Source organism: Saprospira grandis DSM 2844, from assembly GCF_000275825.1.
Classification (GTDB): domain Bacteria; phylum Bacteroidota; class Bacteroidia; order Chitinophagales; family Saprospiraceae; genus Saprospira; species Saprospira grandis_A.
Window position 1 is genome coordinate 3,272,212 of the sequence record NZ_JH719942.1, and the last position, 13,289, is coordinate 3,285,500.

Genomic DNA, 13,289 nt, shown 5'->3' on the forward strand with positions numbered 1-13,289 from the left:
CGCTTAGTTTACTAGTTTTCTCAATTCGCGAAGCCCAATGCGCAGTCTGCTTTTCACGGTGCCCAGCGGGATGTTTAATTCTTCGGCAATTTCTACCTGCGTATAGCCGCCAAAATACGCCAACTCAATTACCTTTCGGTAATCTTCGGGCAGTTGTTTGACAATTTCTTTCAGGCCAATTGTATTCACATTCAATTCCGTTTTCCCAATTTCAACGCCCTGTTCTAGGCTATTGGTCTTATGATATTGATGTTTATAGGCATTGGAGCGATAGACATCTATGGAGCGATTTCGAGCAATTCGCAGCATCCAACTGAGCAAACGGCCCTTTTGGGCATCGTAGCGGTCAATGTTTTGCCAAACCTTGACAATTACCTCTTGCAATACGTCTTGTGCAAGGGGTTCAGATTTTACAATTTTGAGAATTGTCCCATATAAAATGCCCGAATAGCGCTCATAAAGAAGCTCCATTGCCGCCTTATCCCCTTTCTTGAGGCCTAGTATTAGGCGGTCTTGTTTCATATTATAGCTAGTATTTGTAGACAAAAGATTTGGATGTAGATGAGGAAATCGAAAGGGGGAGCTTTGTTCTTCTGCTTTTAAGAAGGTAGCTGGTCCTTAAATGTAAGCATTTAGAGGCGAAACATTTTTTTTGAATGAAGGTTCTAGGGAAAATAAAAAGAAGTAAAAAGAGCATTTAGGCTAATAAAGTAGATGATTATTTGGGGCTGCCCCTGCGGCCTGCGGCCTTGGGTCGGGCTGTCTCGCAGCTCGCTGTTCGCTCGGCCCTGCGCCAGCTTTGCTGGCTTGGTCTGGCCTTCGGCCACTGCTGCCCATCCCTCAGCCGCGTCGCTGCGCTCCTTTGCGGCGGCTTTGCCGCCTGCTAGACGCAAAAAAACTGGCCCAAAAACAGAAGAACAGTTTAAATTGAAGAATTTCTTTATTCCTGCCAATAAAGTTTCGTAATTTTGCCCCTTCAAAAGCGCCTAGCCGCTTAATTTAAGAAGAATCAACGACTTGAAGATTATGCTGATACAGCGATTTAAATCTAAAATTCACCGGGCTACGGTGACCGAAGCTAACCTCAATTATGTAGGGAGCATTACGATTGACGAAAGCCTAATGAAAGCCGCCAACATCTTGGAGGGCGAACGGGTGCAAATTGTTAATAATAATAATGGTGCTCGATTAGAAACTTATGTGATTAAGGGCGAGGCTAATTCTGGTGTAATCTGTCTGAATGGTGCAGCGGCCCGTTTGGTCCAAGCTGGCGATGTGGTAATTATTATTGCCTACGCCTACATGACGCCTGAAGAGTCAGTTAGTTTTGTACCTACCACCATTATGCCCAAAGAAGGTAACCGCCTACCCTAACCCCTTAACTTAGTATTGCTTTATGGCCGAAACGAAGAAGAATTCTCCCCTCAAAACCTTTCTCCAATTCATTCTATTTCTGGCCGTGGGCCTAACTATTCTATACTTTGTTTATAGCAATCAAGAAGCGGCCTATCAGGCCGAATGTGCCTTTAAGCTAGACTATGATTGCGAGGGCAAATGTGAGCACAATAGCTTACTCGATAAGCTGATTGTTGATTTTGGGAGTAGCTCGCCCTTTTGGCTGTTTTTGGTCTGCTTAGCCTTTATGCTGAGTAATGTTAGTCGGGCTTTGCGCTGGAAACTCCTAATAGGGCAGCTAGAAGATGGGCGCTACAACATCAAATGGTATAATGCCTTTTGGGCCACTATGGTCGGCTATTTGGTCAATTTGGCCCTGCCTAGAGCTGGCGAGCTGGCCAAACCGGCTACTTTGGCCCAATATGAAAAGCTGCCCTTAGATAAACTTTTAGGGACCATTGTAACCGACCGTATTATGGATGTGGTCATGCTCCTTTCTATTATTGGCCTGACCTTTTTACTCCAATTTGAGCAGCTCTACAATTTCTTAATGGGCAAAACCAAGGCAGAGCTCATCTGTGCAGAAGAATTGCCCTTGGTAGAGGCTAGCGATAACAGCTGGTTGATTTGGTTGTTGGGGGCAGGTGCCTTGGCGGGAGTTTTGGTCCTCATTCTAGGCTTTATCTTTCGCAAACAACTATTGCAGCTTCCTTTAGCGCAAAAGGTCTGGGGAATGGCCCTCAATTTTTGGGCGGGCATCAAAACCGTCTTTTCGCTCCGCCGCCAAAAACTCTTTTGGTTTATGTTTCATTCGGTAGTCATCTGGTTGATGTACTTCCTGATGACTTACTTTTGTTTCTTTGCTTTTGGTCCCACGGCTCACTTAGGGCTAATGGCGGGGCTATTGGTCTTTGTTTTTGGCGCCTTTGGCATTGTTATTCCCTCTCCTGGTGGAATGGGCACCTACCAAATTGCCGTTACTGCCGGACTCGTTATTTATGGTGTTGGCCGAGCAGATGCTTTTGCCTTCTCCAACATTTGTTTTTTTACCATCAACCTATTTTGTAACATAGGTTTTGGCCTTTTGGGTTATCTGTTGTTGCCTTTGCTCAACAAAAATTATCAGCCCAGTTGGACCAAAGAAAAATAATAAAAAGATGCAAAATTTAGGGCTCATTGATAGCCATGCACACTTATACTCTGATAAATTTGAGGAGGACCGCAGCGAAATGATGCAGCGGGCCTTTGAGGCGGGCTTAAGCCATATTTTCTTGCCCAATATAGACAGCAGTTCTATTGAGCCTATGTTAGCGCTAGAAGCTGCTTATCCGCAGCAATGTTTTGCCATGATGGGCTTACATCCTTGCTCGGTGGGCAAAAATATGGAGGAAGAGTTGGCCTTAGTAAAAAACTGGCTAGAAAAGCGTCCTTTTGTGGCTGTAGGCGAAATTGGATTGGATTATTATTGGTCTATGGAGTTTGTAGAAGAACAAAAAGAGGCCTTCCGCAGACAGTCGCGTTGGGCCATGCAGCTCAATTTGCCCATAGTCATCCATGCTCGAGATTCTATTGATGATTTGATTAAATTGGTGGAAGAGCTGCAAGAAGAAGGTCCATTAAGGGGTGTTTTTCATTGCTTTACGGGAACCTTAGAGCAGGCTCAAAAAATTATTGAGCTGGGCTTTTATCTTGGCTTTGGTGGGGTGCTTACCTTTAAAAAAGCGGGTTTGGACCAACTTATTCCGCATCTGCCGCTTTCTAAAATTGTTATAGAAACAGATGCGCCTTATCTCAGTCCAACCCCAAAAAGAGGCAAACGCAACGAAAGCGCCTATCTTTTGTATGTGGCCCAAAAAATGGCCGATATCAAAGGCATTTCATTAGAAGAATTGGCCCAAACCCTAAAGGCCAATAGCTTAGCACTATTTGATCTTTCTGTTTTGGAGGAAAAAAAAAGCTTTAGTTTAAAATAAAGCTAAGGGGGCTGTCGAAAACTCGACAGCCCCCTTTTTGTGCTAGCTACTTAGTTGTTTTTATATGTTAAGAGCCAATCTATAGCCATTTTTTCATTTGGGAATAGCTTGGCTGCATAACTAGGTCGGTATATTCGCATAATAATGCTGGCAAGCATTCGGCCAAATAAATTAGGGGCTACCAAGGCGTAGGCAGATATATAGGTATTGACTTCTAAGCCCTCGGGGCTTTTGGCCCAGGCTCTGGCCTCGGCAGAAATTCTAGACATGTTACTTAAGTTAGCCAAGACCAGAATTTTTTCTTTCTTTTTTTCACATAAATCTCTTTGTACCGCTAAGGCATAGCGGGCTGTAGGTACATCAAGTAATGCCTTCTCTCCATTTTCAAGGAGGCGTATAGCTAGAATTTTATCTTCAATTAACCAAAAGGAAAATGAGCCAAATTCATCAATTTTGATAGAGGTCATTTTAGAACTATTTTGAGGATAGGAGGGGATGCCTCTTTTAGGGAATTATTGACTAGAAGTGGGCTTCTTAGATGATTATATATGTTGTTTAGTTAGCCATTTCTTGGTTAGTTCTTTGTTCTAGCAGCCAGTTAATGGCTTTTTCTTCAGAGGTAAACATTTTGATGGGGTAGCTGCGTCTAAATATTTTGCTCAACATATTTCCTACCATTCGATTTAATCGGTTGGGGGCAATTAGGGCATAGGCTAGGGTATATTTATTGATGGCTTGGCCCTCATTACTTTTGGCAAATTCTTTAGCTGCTTTGTTAATTTTAGAGAGCTCGCCAAGGTTGCCTAGGATTAAGAGCTTTTGGCCTAGCTTTTTATATAAACGTTTTTGGACCAATAGGGAGTGGCGGGCATCTTCGGCCCCAATTTCCTTTCCTCCTTCTTTATCTACTAAGCGAATAATTAGTATGTTGCGTTCTTCTAGCCAGAACTCAAATTGGCCAGATTCATCAATTTTTTCTGTGTTCATAATTGTGCTTTGGGTAAATTTAAGGTTTTTAGCGCTTTTTTTTAATGTTGCTACAGCAATCCCATGATTTTTAATTGGTTCTGGTCTAAATCGGTCCTGCAGGCGGCGAAGCCGCCTGCAAAGGCGCGCAGCGCCTCGGCTGAGGGATGGACAGCAGTGGCCCGTAGGGCCAGACCAAAGCGCTTTAGCGCTGCAGGGCCGAGCAGACCTGCGAGCTGCGAAACAGCCCGACCCGCCCGCAGGGCGGGGCAGCCCCAAAAAATAAACAAAATGGGCATTTGAACAAAAAAAATGTATTTTGTCCTCAATAAAAGCAGATAAAATGACCAATAAAGCCATAGCTGATCAGTTTAAATTATTAGGGGCCTTGATGGAATTGCATCAGGAAAACCCCTATAAAATAAAGTCCTATAAAACGGCCTATCAGAACCTCAGAAGGGTAGATGAGTCCTTGGCCGGGATGGAAAAAGCCGATTTGAAAAAGATTAGGGGGATTGGCGATGCGATTGCGGATAAAATTGTAGAATTGGAGGAGAAAGGCGAGTTGCGTCTGCTGCAGGAGTATAAGGCCAAAACGCCCAAGGGTATTATTGAGCTGATGAATATTAAGGGCTTGGGAACGAAGAAGTTATTGCAACTTTGGCAAGAGTTGGAAGTAGAAACGCCAGGTGAATTGCTCTATGCCTGCCAAGAAAATCGCCTGCTTAGTTTGAAGGGATTTGGCGAGAAATCGCAGCAGAATATTGCTGCGCAACTACAGTATTATTTTCGGAATTTGGACCAACACCGCTGGGCAGAAGTAGCGGATGAGGCCGAAGATATACTGCTGGATCTCCAAGAGGTTTTTGGGGCCGAAAATGTAGCGTTTACGGGGCCTTTTCGCCGTGAAATGCCTGTGCTTGATGCATTAGATTTTCTTATTGCTGACTTTGATGGGGTGCAGCTAGCGGCCGCTCAACTTTTTGATAATTTGGCCCCAAAAGCGCCCAATTTGTCTTCTTATTGGCAGGCACATTCTAAGGAGAGCAATATATTGCTGCGTTTTCATTCTTGTGCTAAAGAGCGTTTTGGTTTGGGCCTTTTGCAATCTACAGGAGGGGTTGATTTCTTTAGGACCCTTAGTGAGCAAGAAGATCTGGAGGTTTGTGTAGGCCTTTCTGAATCTGCTATTTTTGAAAAACTGGAGCTGCCTTTTATCTGGCCTAGCCAAAGAGATGTATCTAAAATTTATTGGCGGGCCAAGGCGGGCAAAATTCTGCCGGCTATTGAACAAACAGACATTCAGGGGATGTTGCACCTGCACTCTACCTATAGCGATGGGGCCAATAGCCTGAGCGAAATGGCCGAGCATATTCGCAGCCTAGGTTATGCTTATATGGGCATTACGGACCACTCTCCATCGGCATTTTATGCCAATGGTCTCAAGCCCGAAAGAGTAAAGGCCCAATGGAAGGAAATTGATGAACTAAATGCCAATTTTTCGGATTTTCATATCTATAAAGGCATCGAATCGGATATTAAATATGATGGTAGTTTAGATTATGAGGCCGATATATTGGCGGGCTTTGATTTTATCATTGCCTCGGTGCATAGTCATTTAAAAATGAGCAAAGAAAAGGCGATGGAGCGTTTGCTCAAGGCCATTGCCAACCCTTACACCCATATGTTGGGTCATCCTACGGGCCGCTTGCTACTTTCTCGTCCAGGTTATCCTGTAGATCATGCTTTGCTAATAGAAGCCTGTGCGAAATACAATGTAGCTATAGAAATCAATGCTAATCCCTTGCGCTTAGATTTGGACCATCGATGGATTCCTTATGCCCTAGAAAAAGGCGTAAAATTGGCCATCAATACCGATGCACATCAACTCAGTGGGCTAGATCATATACGTTATGGTTTGCAAATGGCCCGAAAAGGGCTGCTGCCCAAATCGGCCTGTATCAACTGCTTTAGTCCGAGCGAATTTGCGGCTTGGTGCAAACAAAAAGGTTAATTTTGATATTTAACAACTAAATTGCATCTTTGAGTTTACATTAAGTTAACAGCCCTTCGATTCCCTAGGCCCCACTAAACTAGCTAACTTATGAAAATATATTGCGTTCCAGGCCTAGCCAATGATTACCGAATGTTTGAAAATCTGGCCCCAAAATTACTCAGTCAAAATATTGAGTATTTGGAGCATTTGCCGCCTCGGCACCTCAAGGAGTCTATGGAAGAATACGCCCAGCGGCTCTACAAAACCATTGAGGCTCAGAAAGAAGAGGAGGCGGTGATTATTGGGATGTCATTAGGCGGGATGATTTCTGTGGAGCTCTCTAAATTGCGCCCTTTTACCAAGGTGTTTCTCATTTCTACCGTAAAACATCCTGCGGAAATGCCTTGGCAAATTAAGCTGGCCCGTCGGCTTCCGCTCGATAAGGTCCGTTTGCCGGCTTGGCTGCTCCGTTCTACCGTAAAACCTGTTACTTGGATGATGGGCGTAACTAATTCTAGTGGCAGAGAGCACATTAAAGCCATGATTGATTCGGCTGATCCTCAGCATATTGCCTGGGCTCAATATGCGGCTGCCAATTGGCAAAATAACTTGATTCCGAACAATTATGTACATATTCATGGCAGCCGCGACGAGATTTTTCCGGCCTATATGGTTAAGGCTAGTCACTTTATTAAGGGCGGCAACCATTATATGATTATGGACCGAGCCGATGAGTTGGCGCAGATTATCAACCAAGAGTTAGCGACCTTAATGGGCCAAAAAGCCCTGCCTTTTTCTTCTATGAAGTAGGGGCCTCCGCTGAATATATGGCAGCGGCGGTTACTCCCTTTGGTCGTCGAACTGCGGCCAAAGGCCTTGTTGTCGTTTACTTCGTCGAACTGGCGCCTCTTCGAGGCTGGTTGTCTGGGCTCGCTGTTACTTGCTTCGCTGCGTCGGCTCCCGTTGGTCGGGTCGCTCGGCCCTTTGGCGGCAAAGCCGCCCTCTAGATCCAAAAAAGCGTATGAATTACGATTTACCCCCACCTAATGAGGCTCAGATCCGCTGGATAGAGCGTTTATTGCAGCCTTGGAACTGGTTGACGGAGCCCGTCTATTTATCTACCTACAATATTCCTAAAGATGGGCCTGTATTATTTGTGGGGAACCACAGCTTGATGGGGGGCTTGGATGTGCCTTTATTGGCTTTGCGTCTTTATCAGGAGCATGATATTTTTCTGCGCATTTTGGTAGATCATGCTCATTTTAAGCTTCCTTTGGTCAAAGATTTTTTGGCTCGTTTGGGCGAGGTAGAGGGAACGTCTGAAAATGCCCTAGCCTTAATGCGGCAGAAGCAGTACATTTTGGTTTATCCTGGTGGGGCTAGAGAGGCCTTTAAGCAAAAGGGCGAGGCCTATCAGTTATTATGGCGCAACCATTTGGGTTTTGCACGTTTGGCCATAGCGGCTGGTTGTCCTATTGTGCCTTTGGCGGCAGTTGGGCCAGAAGAATGCTATGATATTGTATTGGACCGAGAGGAGCTTTTGCAAACGCCTTTGGGCCAAATTATGGAGCGTTTTCGCTTGCGCAGAGATTTATTGCCGCCTTTGGTAAAAGGGTTGGGGCCTAGTTTTTTGCCCAAGCCCCAGCGTTTTTACTTTAAATTTGGTCGCCCCATAGATAGCCGCCCCTTTGCCGAGCTGGGGGAAGAGGCTGGGCCTTTGGCCCTACGAGACCAAGTAAAGTTGGCCCTAGAAAAAGAAATTGCGGAGCTGCAAGAGTATCGAAAAATAGACCCTAAAAAAGAATTTTGGCGAAGAATACTGCCTTTTTGATGGAGCGCAGCGGCCTGCGGGCCGCTGCGCTCTTTCGGTTTCAACTCATTTTGGCTGAGGGATGGATAGCAGTGGCCCAAAGGGCCAGACCGAAGCCCGCAGGGCTGAAGGGCCGAGCAGACCTGCGAGCTGCGACAGAGCCCGACCCGCCCGCAGGGCGGGGCAGCCCCAAAACAGAAAAACTAGCGTTTAGCAAAAAGGAGCAAATAAAGCGGGCCTAAAAAATGAGGGAAACGGACCAAAAACTCGGAAAAATAGAGGGTGAAATCGCCTAGGTCCAAAAAGGCGTAGCTATTGGCTAGAGGGCGAGCAAGTGCGGTGATTAGTCCCCAAGAAAAGCAATAAATTAGGCCAAGATTTCGGCTTTTGGGCCAAAAAAGTAGAGCGACCGCCAAAATATCTAAAAGGCCCATATAAAATAGAAAGTTTTTGGCTTCTGCGGCAGAGAGATGCAGGAAATGCATGCAGTAATTTAGCCAATCGACAGGGGGCGGATAGAGCCCCAGGGCATAGCAGGCATGGGCGGTAAAGCAGATGCCCGTGGCCCATAATAGCCACTTTTGGCGAGGAGCAAGGACCAGGAGCAGCGGCCAGCAAACTTGCAGACTATACTCCCAAAATTGGGGGGCTTGTAGGTTTTTGCTCAGGGCAAAAAGTAGGGCTAAAAAAAGCAAGCTCAGGCTGGCTGCATAGGCTAAAAAACGGGATTTAAAGAAGGGGAGGAGCAGAGCGGAAACTATCCAAAAAACAGCCATTCCCCAACTAAACAGATTGATATAATCTTCTTGAAAAAAAAGGAGGTAGTCCTCTTCTTTGAGGAAGGGCTGCCAAATGGTTTGATTCCAGAAAAAGGCTCGCCAGGGCAAATCGGCAAAAGCGGCCTGCCAGCTACGGCCCAAGAGCAAGGCCAAAAGCCCTATGGACAACAAGTAGTTGGAAAAAACTGGAGGAGGTTTGGGGATAAGTTGCATACTGCGGTCATTTTTTTCGACAAAATAGTTAGTTTTGCTGTTTCTAAATAAAGAACATGAATCCTAAAGACAAACAGATAGACTTAAAAGGCGGGCAGATCAGCTATATAGTGGATCGTTGTTTGTTTAGCATTAGCGTGGCGCCCACTAAAATTTCTGCGGTAGAAGCTGCCGAATTCAAAACGACAATTCGAGCAATGGCTAAGGCGCAAGAACAGCCTATTTATGCCCTTTTTGATATTCGCAAAATTAAGGGCTTTACGAAAGATGGCCGAGATTATTTTGCGAATGACCCCAAGCCTATGGGCCGTTCGGCGGCGATATTGGTGGGTTTGGGCATTTCTAGAATTGTGGCCAACTTTATGTTGGGGATGAACAAGCCGCCTTACCCCATAAAAGCTTTTTCTAATCGAGAGAAGGCCTTAAATTGGTTGGAAAGCCAAAGAAAAAAAATTGATCCAGACTATAGCTAAGATTATGGAAAAGAAAATAGATGAATTTGGGCAGCTAGAATTTTGGCTGTTGGATAATGGGATTTTAAAAGTAAAGTCAGTTCAAACTCTGGCTAAAACTCAAGAGTTGACCTTCAAAGAGCTGAAACACTCTTTAGCTGTTCAGCAGAAGGTTTATGAAATGACGGCTAAAAAAGTCCGTATGATAACAGATTTAGGGAGTATGTCTAAGCTAAGTTCAGAGGCTCGACAATATTTAAAAACAGTTGAGGGTAAAAATGCAACAGCCTGTGTTTTGGGCTATGCGCTTTTGGCGAGTAGTTTATTTAGCCGAATGACTGGGAATATATTGTTGGGCCTCTACCAGCAGAAGTATCCTGTAAAGTTGTTTAAAAAGGAGGAAGAAGCGATGAGCTGGCTCCTTAGCCTAGAAGAAAAATAAAATGGCAAAGAAAATAGATGAATTTGGACAGCTAGAATATTGGCTGTTGGATAATGGAATTTTAGAAATACGAACAGTTGGAGATAAGAATAAAAGCAAAGAGATTTCTTTGGAAGAAATTGTATATGGGGTAGAAGTTCAGCAACGTCTGCTTGAAGAAGAGCAACAAAAAATTATTCTGCTTGCAGAAATGTCGAGTATGTCTAAATTGAGTAAGTCTGCTAAGGACTTTTTAAAGACAGAAGAGGGGCGCAAATTAAATGATTTTACACTAGCAAATGCCTTATTAGTGAGCAATGCCTTTAGCCGAATGTTGGGGAATATGCTTGTGGGGGTTGTGAAAAGTGATTACCCTGTAAGAATTTTTAGTAATAGAGAAGAAGCAATTAAATGGTTGCTCAGTTTCAAATAGGCTTAAAATGGAAAAGAAAATAGAGAGCTTCGGCCAATTAGATTTTTGGTTGTTACCTGCGGGCATTTTAGAGGTTCGGTCTGCTGCTGGTTTAGAAAAAAATAGCCCATTAACTTTAGCAGAAGCGAAAAAAATAGAAGCGGTTCAAGCAGAATATCATAGAGAAAGTGGGCGGTCTATTCGCTTGCTGGTTCGTATAGATAATATGACAAATGCTACTAAGGAGGTCAATGCTTTCTGGAAAACAGCAGAAAGCAAACTAAATGACCCTGATACTTCGGGTATCGCCTTGCTGGCCAATAATTTGATGACTAAGATGTTGGGGGCAGTTTCCTTGGCGATTAACCGCCAAGAGTATCCCACTAAGCTTTTTCAAAGCAGAGAAAAGGCCTTAAAATGGCTAGAGAGCTTGGAGGAGCGTTAAGTCTACTCGGCCAAAGCCTTCCGAACAGCGGGCTTGAGTTCTCTATAGGTCTGGGTAGCGTCAAAGCTGCTGCTGCCTGTAAAGTATTCAATAACCGTCCCCTTTTTATCAATGAGAATATTGGAAGGGTAGGCCAGGACCTTATAGTTCTTGGCCACTTCTTTGGCATCAAATAGCAGGGGGTATTTGCTCTTAAATGCTTGGCCAAAGGCCTTTGTTTCTTCTAGCCCATCTCTAGAAAGGCCTAAAACGACTAGCCCTTCTGGCCCAAAATCTTCTTGTAGTTGGTTGAGGCTGGGCACTTCTACTTGGCAGGGTTTACAGTTTTTGAAGGAGAAGCTCAGCAAAACGACTTTACCCGCATAATCACTGAGTTGGACCTTTTTTTTCGCCAAATCTTGCAGTTGAAAATTGGCTGCTTTTTGGCCCAAAATGGCCTTTTTTTGATTCTCCAAATACTGAAGATATTCTATTTCTCCTTGCTCCGAGTTATTTTCGGCAAGGGGTTTTTTTGTGCTACAAGCCAAGCCTGTAAAGAGCAGCGCAAAAATGAGCAGGCGCATAATTAGTTAGATTTAATTTGGCAATATTGAGATTGGGCGCGGGCGGCTTTGTCTAAGCCCAAATTTTTGGCTTCTTCTAGGCAGCTGCAGCCCTTTTGGGCCATGCCCAATTGCAAAAGTAGTATTCCTTTATAATAGAGCGCTTCGGACCAATTGGGCTGATAGCTCAGGGCCTGTTCATAGGCCATTAGGGCCTGCCGATAAGCCTGTTTTTGCTGCAATAGCAGTCCTTTTTTTAGCCAAGCTTTGGGGTTGTTGGCCTGCAACTTCAAACTTTTATCCAGCTCCAAATAAGCCGCCTGATTTTGGCCCAATTGCAAGAGGGCCATTGCCCGATAATAGTAGTAATGCGCCTTGTTATCGACAAAACTAATGGCCGTATCTAGCTGGTTTTTGGCGGCCTCAAATTCCTCCAATTCCAAATAACAAAGGGCCTTATAATAAAACAAAATATCGCTCAATTGCCCTTCTTCATTGGCTTGCATGGCTTGCTCCAAGGCCAAAATAGCCTGCCGATACCGCTGCCCATCAAATTGAGCAATGGCCGTTTGCAAAAAAGCCTCGGCCTTGGGTTGTAGCTGCAGCTCCTGAAGTGCAGGAAAGTTTTTTTGGCCCAAAAGGCTGCCAAAGCTAGCGAAAAAAAGGCCTAAAAAAAGACCGTATCGATAAAAAAAAGATAACATTTTGGTATAGTGATTTGGTAAATACTGCTGTTTTTTTGGGGCTGCCCCTCGCCTTTGGCTCGGGTCGGGCTGTGTCAGGGCTCGCAGGTCTGCTCGGCCCTTCGTTTTTCGCTACGCTCAAAACTCGGTCTGGCCTTCGGCCACCCTTATCCATCCCTCAGCCAGATTTAATCGCGCTGCTTTGACTGACCATGGTTTGCTATGAATTTTCTGCTAGGCCAGCTATTGCTGCGGGCCTTCGGCCCTTTAAGAGCGGTATTGCTGCGCAATGTTTTATATATGAAGGGGAGAAGCCCTCATAAATTAAACAGCCGAAGAAAAGGGCCAAAAGAAAGAACAAAAGATGAGCGGCCCAGCGCTGCGGAGCGGGTGCGGCGAAGCCGCAGACCAAAGGCAGGCGTAGCCTGCCTGCAGGGCCGAGCAGACTTGCGAGCCCCGCAGCATAGCGGCGGCCAGCTAGGCTTTGCCTAGCTGGCCGCGGGCCCCAAAGCAAAAACTGCTCCTAGCCACTATTCATTATCCAAAATCTGATTATTGAGCGCAAAAACGACCAGACCCGCCACATTTTTGGCCCCTGTTTTTTCGAGTAAATTGCGTTTGTGGGCATCTACTGTGCGTTTAGAAATATAGAGCTCATCGGCAATTTCCTGATTAGAATACTCCTTGATAATTAGGGCCAAAACCTCTTTTTCTCTAGAGGTGAGCGGGGCGAGGGGATCAAAGCGAGAGCGTTTTTTTCGGTTGGCGGTGCCCAGGTTATTCATAACAATTTGAGTCACCTCGGCGCTATAAAAATTTTGGCCTTGATAGACCGCTCTGATGCCTTGCTTAATTTCTTGTTCGGTAGCGGTTTTGAGCAAATAGCCCTTAGCTCCTGCCTTAATCATCTCTTTAATATGTTGGTTTTCGGCCAGCATACTGAGGGCCAAAACATTGAGCTGGGGGAGTTCTTGGCTAAGGATTTGGGTGCAGCTGATGCCATCCATGCCATCCATATTGATATCCATCAGGACCACATCTGCGGTGGTTTCCTTCAGTTTTAGGATAGCTTCTTGGCCATCGGCTGCTTCGCCAACGATTTCGAAATCTTGGGCCTCTTCTAGGTGGGCCTTTATGCCATCGCGAATGAGTTTGTGGTCGTCTACGAGGAAAACTTTAATTTTTTGCATAGTAGTGAAGCT

At 45.0% G+C, this 13,289-nt stretch carries 17 protein-coding genes; 10 read left to right on the plus strand and 7 right to left on the minus strand.

What is annotated here, in order from left to right; all coding sequences use genetic code 11:
- Positions 1-3: 3 nt before the first annotated feature.
- Complete coding sequence (locus SAPGRDRAFT_RS14860; protein ID WP_002660067.1) at positions 4-522, minus strand: RNA polymerase sigma factor; 519 nt, start codon at positions 520-522, stop codon at positions 4-6.
- Positions 523-1,026: 504 nt separating this feature from the next.
- Between SAPGRDRAFT_RS14860 and panD the strand changes: the two genes are divergently transcribed.
- The 3 genes from panD to SAPGRDRAFT_RS14880 are packed head-to-tail and all read left to right on the plus strand — an operon-like array spanning position 1,027 to position 3,368.
- Positions 1,027-1,374, plus strand: a complete 348-nt coding sequence (gene panD, locus SAPGRDRAFT_RS14870) for an aspartate 1-decarboxylase (RefSeq protein ID WP_002660069.1) — start codon at positions 1,027-1,029, stop codon at positions 1,372-1,374.
- 22 nt (positions 1,375-1,396) lie between these two features.
- A complete protein-coding gene (locus SAPGRDRAFT_RS14875; RefSeq protein ID WP_002660070.1) occupies positions 1,397-2,545 on the plus strand; it encodes a lysylphosphatidylglycerol synthase transmembrane domain-containing protein in 1,149 nt (382 codons plus the stop codon).
- Positions 2,546-2,552: 7 nt separating this feature from the next.
- Complete coding sequence (locus SAPGRDRAFT_RS14880) at positions 2,553-3,368, plus strand: TatD family hydrolase (RefSeq protein WP_002660071.1); 816 nt, start codon at positions 2,553-2,555, stop codon at positions 3,366-3,368.
- A 50-nt stretch (positions 3,369-3,418) separates the two neighbouring features.
- Here SAPGRDRAFT_RS14880 and SAPGRDRAFT_RS14885 read toward each other — a convergent pair whose 3' ends face one another.
- Both SAPGRDRAFT_RS14885 and SAPGRDRAFT_RS14890 read right to left on the minus strand, forming a co-directional pair.
- Positions 3,419-3,835, minus strand: coding sequence for a DUF7793 family protein (locus SAPGRDRAFT_RS14885; RefSeq protein ID WP_002660072.1), 417 nt, complete (start codon positions 3,833-3,835; stop codon positions 3,419-3,421).
- A gap of 88 nt (positions 3,836-3,923) precedes the next feature.
- Positions 3,924-4,355 (minus strand): DUF7793 family protein, encoded by a 432-nt coding sequence (locus tag SAPGRDRAFT_RS14890; protein ID WP_002660073.1) that lies wholly within the window; start codon positions 4,353-4,355, stop codon positions 3,924-3,926.
- A 298-nt stretch (positions 4,356-4,653) separates the two neighbouring features.
- On the opposite strand from SAPGRDRAFT_RS14890, the gene SAPGRDRAFT_RS14900 reads away from it, so the two are divergent.
- The 3 genes from SAPGRDRAFT_RS14900 to SAPGRDRAFT_RS14915 all read left to right on the plus strand — a co-directional run bounded on the left by SAPGRDRAFT_RS14900 (position 4,654) and on the right by SAPGRDRAFT_RS14915 (position 8,161).
- Entirely contained in the window at positions 4,654-6,348 is a 1,695-nt protein-coding gene (locus tag SAPGRDRAFT_RS14900; RefSeq protein WP_253271340.1) for a PHP domain-containing protein, read from the plus strand.
- 90 nt (positions 6,349-6,438) lie between these two features.
- Complete coding sequence (locus tag SAPGRDRAFT_RS14905; RefSeq protein WP_002660076.1) at positions 6,439-7,140, plus strand: alpha/beta fold hydrolase; 702 nt, start codon at positions 6,439-6,441, stop codon at positions 7,138-7,140.
- 211 nt (positions 7,141-7,351) lie between these two features.
- Positions 7,352-8,161 (plus strand): lysophospholipid acyltransferase family protein, encoded by an 810-nt coding sequence (locus SAPGRDRAFT_RS14915; RefSeq protein ID WP_002660077.1) that lies wholly within the window; start codon positions 7,352-7,354, stop codon positions 8,159-8,161.
- A gap of 182 nt (positions 8,162-8,343) precedes the next feature.
- Here the strand turns inward: SAPGRDRAFT_RS14915 and SAPGRDRAFT_RS14925 are convergent, their stop codons facing one another.
- Positions 8,344-9,132, minus strand: a complete 789-nt coding sequence (locus SAPGRDRAFT_RS14925; protein WP_002660079.1) for a hypothetical protein — start codon at positions 9,130-9,132, stop codon at positions 8,344-8,346.
- Between the two features lie 56 nt (positions 9,133-9,188).
- Between SAPGRDRAFT_RS14925 and SAPGRDRAFT_RS14930 the strand changes: the two genes are divergently transcribed.
- From SAPGRDRAFT_RS14930 to SAPGRDRAFT_RS14945, 4 genes are read left to right on the plus strand one after another with little or no spacing between them, the layout of a single operon-like run.
- A complete protein-coding gene (locus SAPGRDRAFT_RS14930; protein ID WP_002660080.1) occupies positions 9,189-9,605 on the plus strand; it encodes a DUF7793 family protein in 417 nt (138 codons plus the stop codon).
- Between the two features lie 4 nt (positions 9,606-9,609).
- On the plus strand, positions 9,610-10,026 hold the full coding sequence (locus tag SAPGRDRAFT_RS14935; protein ID WP_002660081.1) for a DUF7793 family protein: 417 nt from the start codon (positions 9,610-9,612) through the stop codon (positions 10,024-10,026).
- Between the two features lies 1 nt (position 10,027).
- The gene (locus SAPGRDRAFT_RS14940) at positions 10,028-10,438 is read left to right on the plus strand and encodes a DUF7793 family protein (protein ID WP_002660082.1); all 411 of its coding nucleotides are present in this window, start codon (positions 10,028-10,030) and stop codon (positions 10,436-10,438) included.
- Between the two features lie 7 nt (positions 10,439-10,445).
- Positions 10,446-10,862, plus strand: coding sequence for a DUF7793 family protein (locus SAPGRDRAFT_RS14945; RefSeq protein WP_002660083.1), 417 nt, complete (start codon positions 10,446-10,448; stop codon positions 10,860-10,862).
- A 2-nt stretch (positions 10,863-10,864) separates the two neighbouring features.
- Here SAPGRDRAFT_RS14945 and SAPGRDRAFT_RS14950 read toward each other — a convergent pair whose 3' ends face one another.
- From SAPGRDRAFT_RS14950 to SAPGRDRAFT_RS14965, 3 genes are all read right to left on the minus strand, one after another.
- Positions 10,865-11,425 (minus strand): peroxiredoxin family protein, encoded by a 561-nt coding sequence (locus SAPGRDRAFT_RS14950; RefSeq protein ID WP_002660084.1) that lies wholly within the window; start codon positions 11,423-11,425, stop codon positions 10,865-10,867.
- A 2-nt stretch (positions 11,426-11,427) separates the two neighbouring features.
- A complete protein-coding gene (locus tag SAPGRDRAFT_RS14955) occupies positions 11,428-12,108 on the minus strand; it encodes a tetratricopeptide repeat protein (protein ID WP_002660085.1) in 681 nt (226 codons plus the stop codon).
- Between the two features lie 509 nt (positions 12,109-12,617).
- Positions 12,618-13,277, minus strand: coding sequence for a response regulator transcription factor (locus SAPGRDRAFT_RS14965; RefSeq protein WP_002660086.1), 660 nt, complete (start codon positions 13,275-13,277; stop codon positions 12,618-12,620).
- Positions 13,278-13,289: the final 12 nt, after the last annotated feature.

Bases quoted from the DNA above. Each gene is read 5' to 3' on its own strand.
- SAPGRDRAFT_RS14945 (WP_002660083.1), top strand. From the start codon at position 10,446: ATGGAAAAGAAAATAGAGAGCTTCGGCCAATTAGATTTTTGGTTGTTA.
- SAPGRDRAFT_RS14905 (WP_002660076.1), top strand. From the start codon at position 6,439: ATGAAAATATATTGCGTTCCAGGCCTAGCCAATGATTACCGAATGTTT.
- SAPGRDRAFT_RS14950 (WP_002660084.1), bottom strand. From the start codon at position 11,425: ATGCGCCTGCTCATTTTTGCGCTGCTCTTTACAGGCTTGGCTTGTAGC.
- SAPGRDRAFT_RS14925 (WP_002660079.1), bottom strand. From the start codon at position 9,132: ATGCAACTTATCCCCAAACCTCCTCCAGTTTTTTCCAACTACTTGTTG.
- SAPGRDRAFT_RS14875 (WP_002660070.1), top strand. From the start codon at position 1,397: ATGGCCGAAACGAAGAAGAATTCTCCCCTCAAAACCTTTCTCCAATTC.
- SAPGRDRAFT_RS14880 (WP_002660071.1), top strand. From the start codon at position 2,553: ATGCAAAATTTAGGGCTCATTGATAGCCATGCACACTTATACTCTGAT.
- SAPGRDRAFT_RS14890 (WP_002660073.1), bottom strand. From the start codon at position 4,355: ATGAACACAGAAAAAATTGATGAATCTGGCCAATTTGAGTTCTGGCTA.
- SAPGRDRAFT_RS14930 (WP_002660080.1), top strand. From the start codon at position 9,189: ATGAATCCTAAAGACAAACAGATAGACTTAAAAGGCGGGCAGATCAGC.
- SAPGRDRAFT_RS14915 (WP_002660077.1), top strand. From the start codon at position 7,352: ATGAATTACGATTTACCCCCACCTAATGAGGCTCAGATCCGCTGGATA.
- panD (WP_002660069.1), top strand. From the start codon at position 1,027: ATGCTGATACAGCGATTTAAATCTAAAATTCACCGGGCTACGGTGACC.
- SAPGRDRAFT_RS14860 (WP_002660067.1), bottom strand. From the start codon at position 522: ATGAAACAAGACCGCCTAATACTAGGCCTCAAGAAAGGGGATAAGGCG.
- SAPGRDRAFT_RS14965 (WP_002660086.1), bottom strand. From the start codon at position 13,277: ATGCAAAAAATTAAAGTTTTCCTCGTAGACGACCACAAACTCATTCGC.
- SAPGRDRAFT_RS14940 (WP_002660082.1), top strand. From the start codon at position 10,028: ATGGCAAAGAAAATAGATGAATTTGGACAGCTAGAATATTGGCTGTTG.
- SAPGRDRAFT_RS14935 (WP_002660081.1), top strand. From the start codon at position 9,610: ATGGAAAAGAAAATAGATGAATTTGGGCAGCTAGAATTTTGGCTGTTG.
- SAPGRDRAFT_RS14885 (WP_002660072.1), bottom strand. From the start codon at position 3,835: ATGACCTCTATCAAAATTGATGAATTTGGCTCATTTTCCTTTTGGTTA.
- SAPGRDRAFT_RS14955 (WP_002660085.1), bottom strand. From the start codon at position 12,108: ATGTTATCTTTTTTTTATCGATACGGTCTTTTTTTAGGCCTTTTTTTC.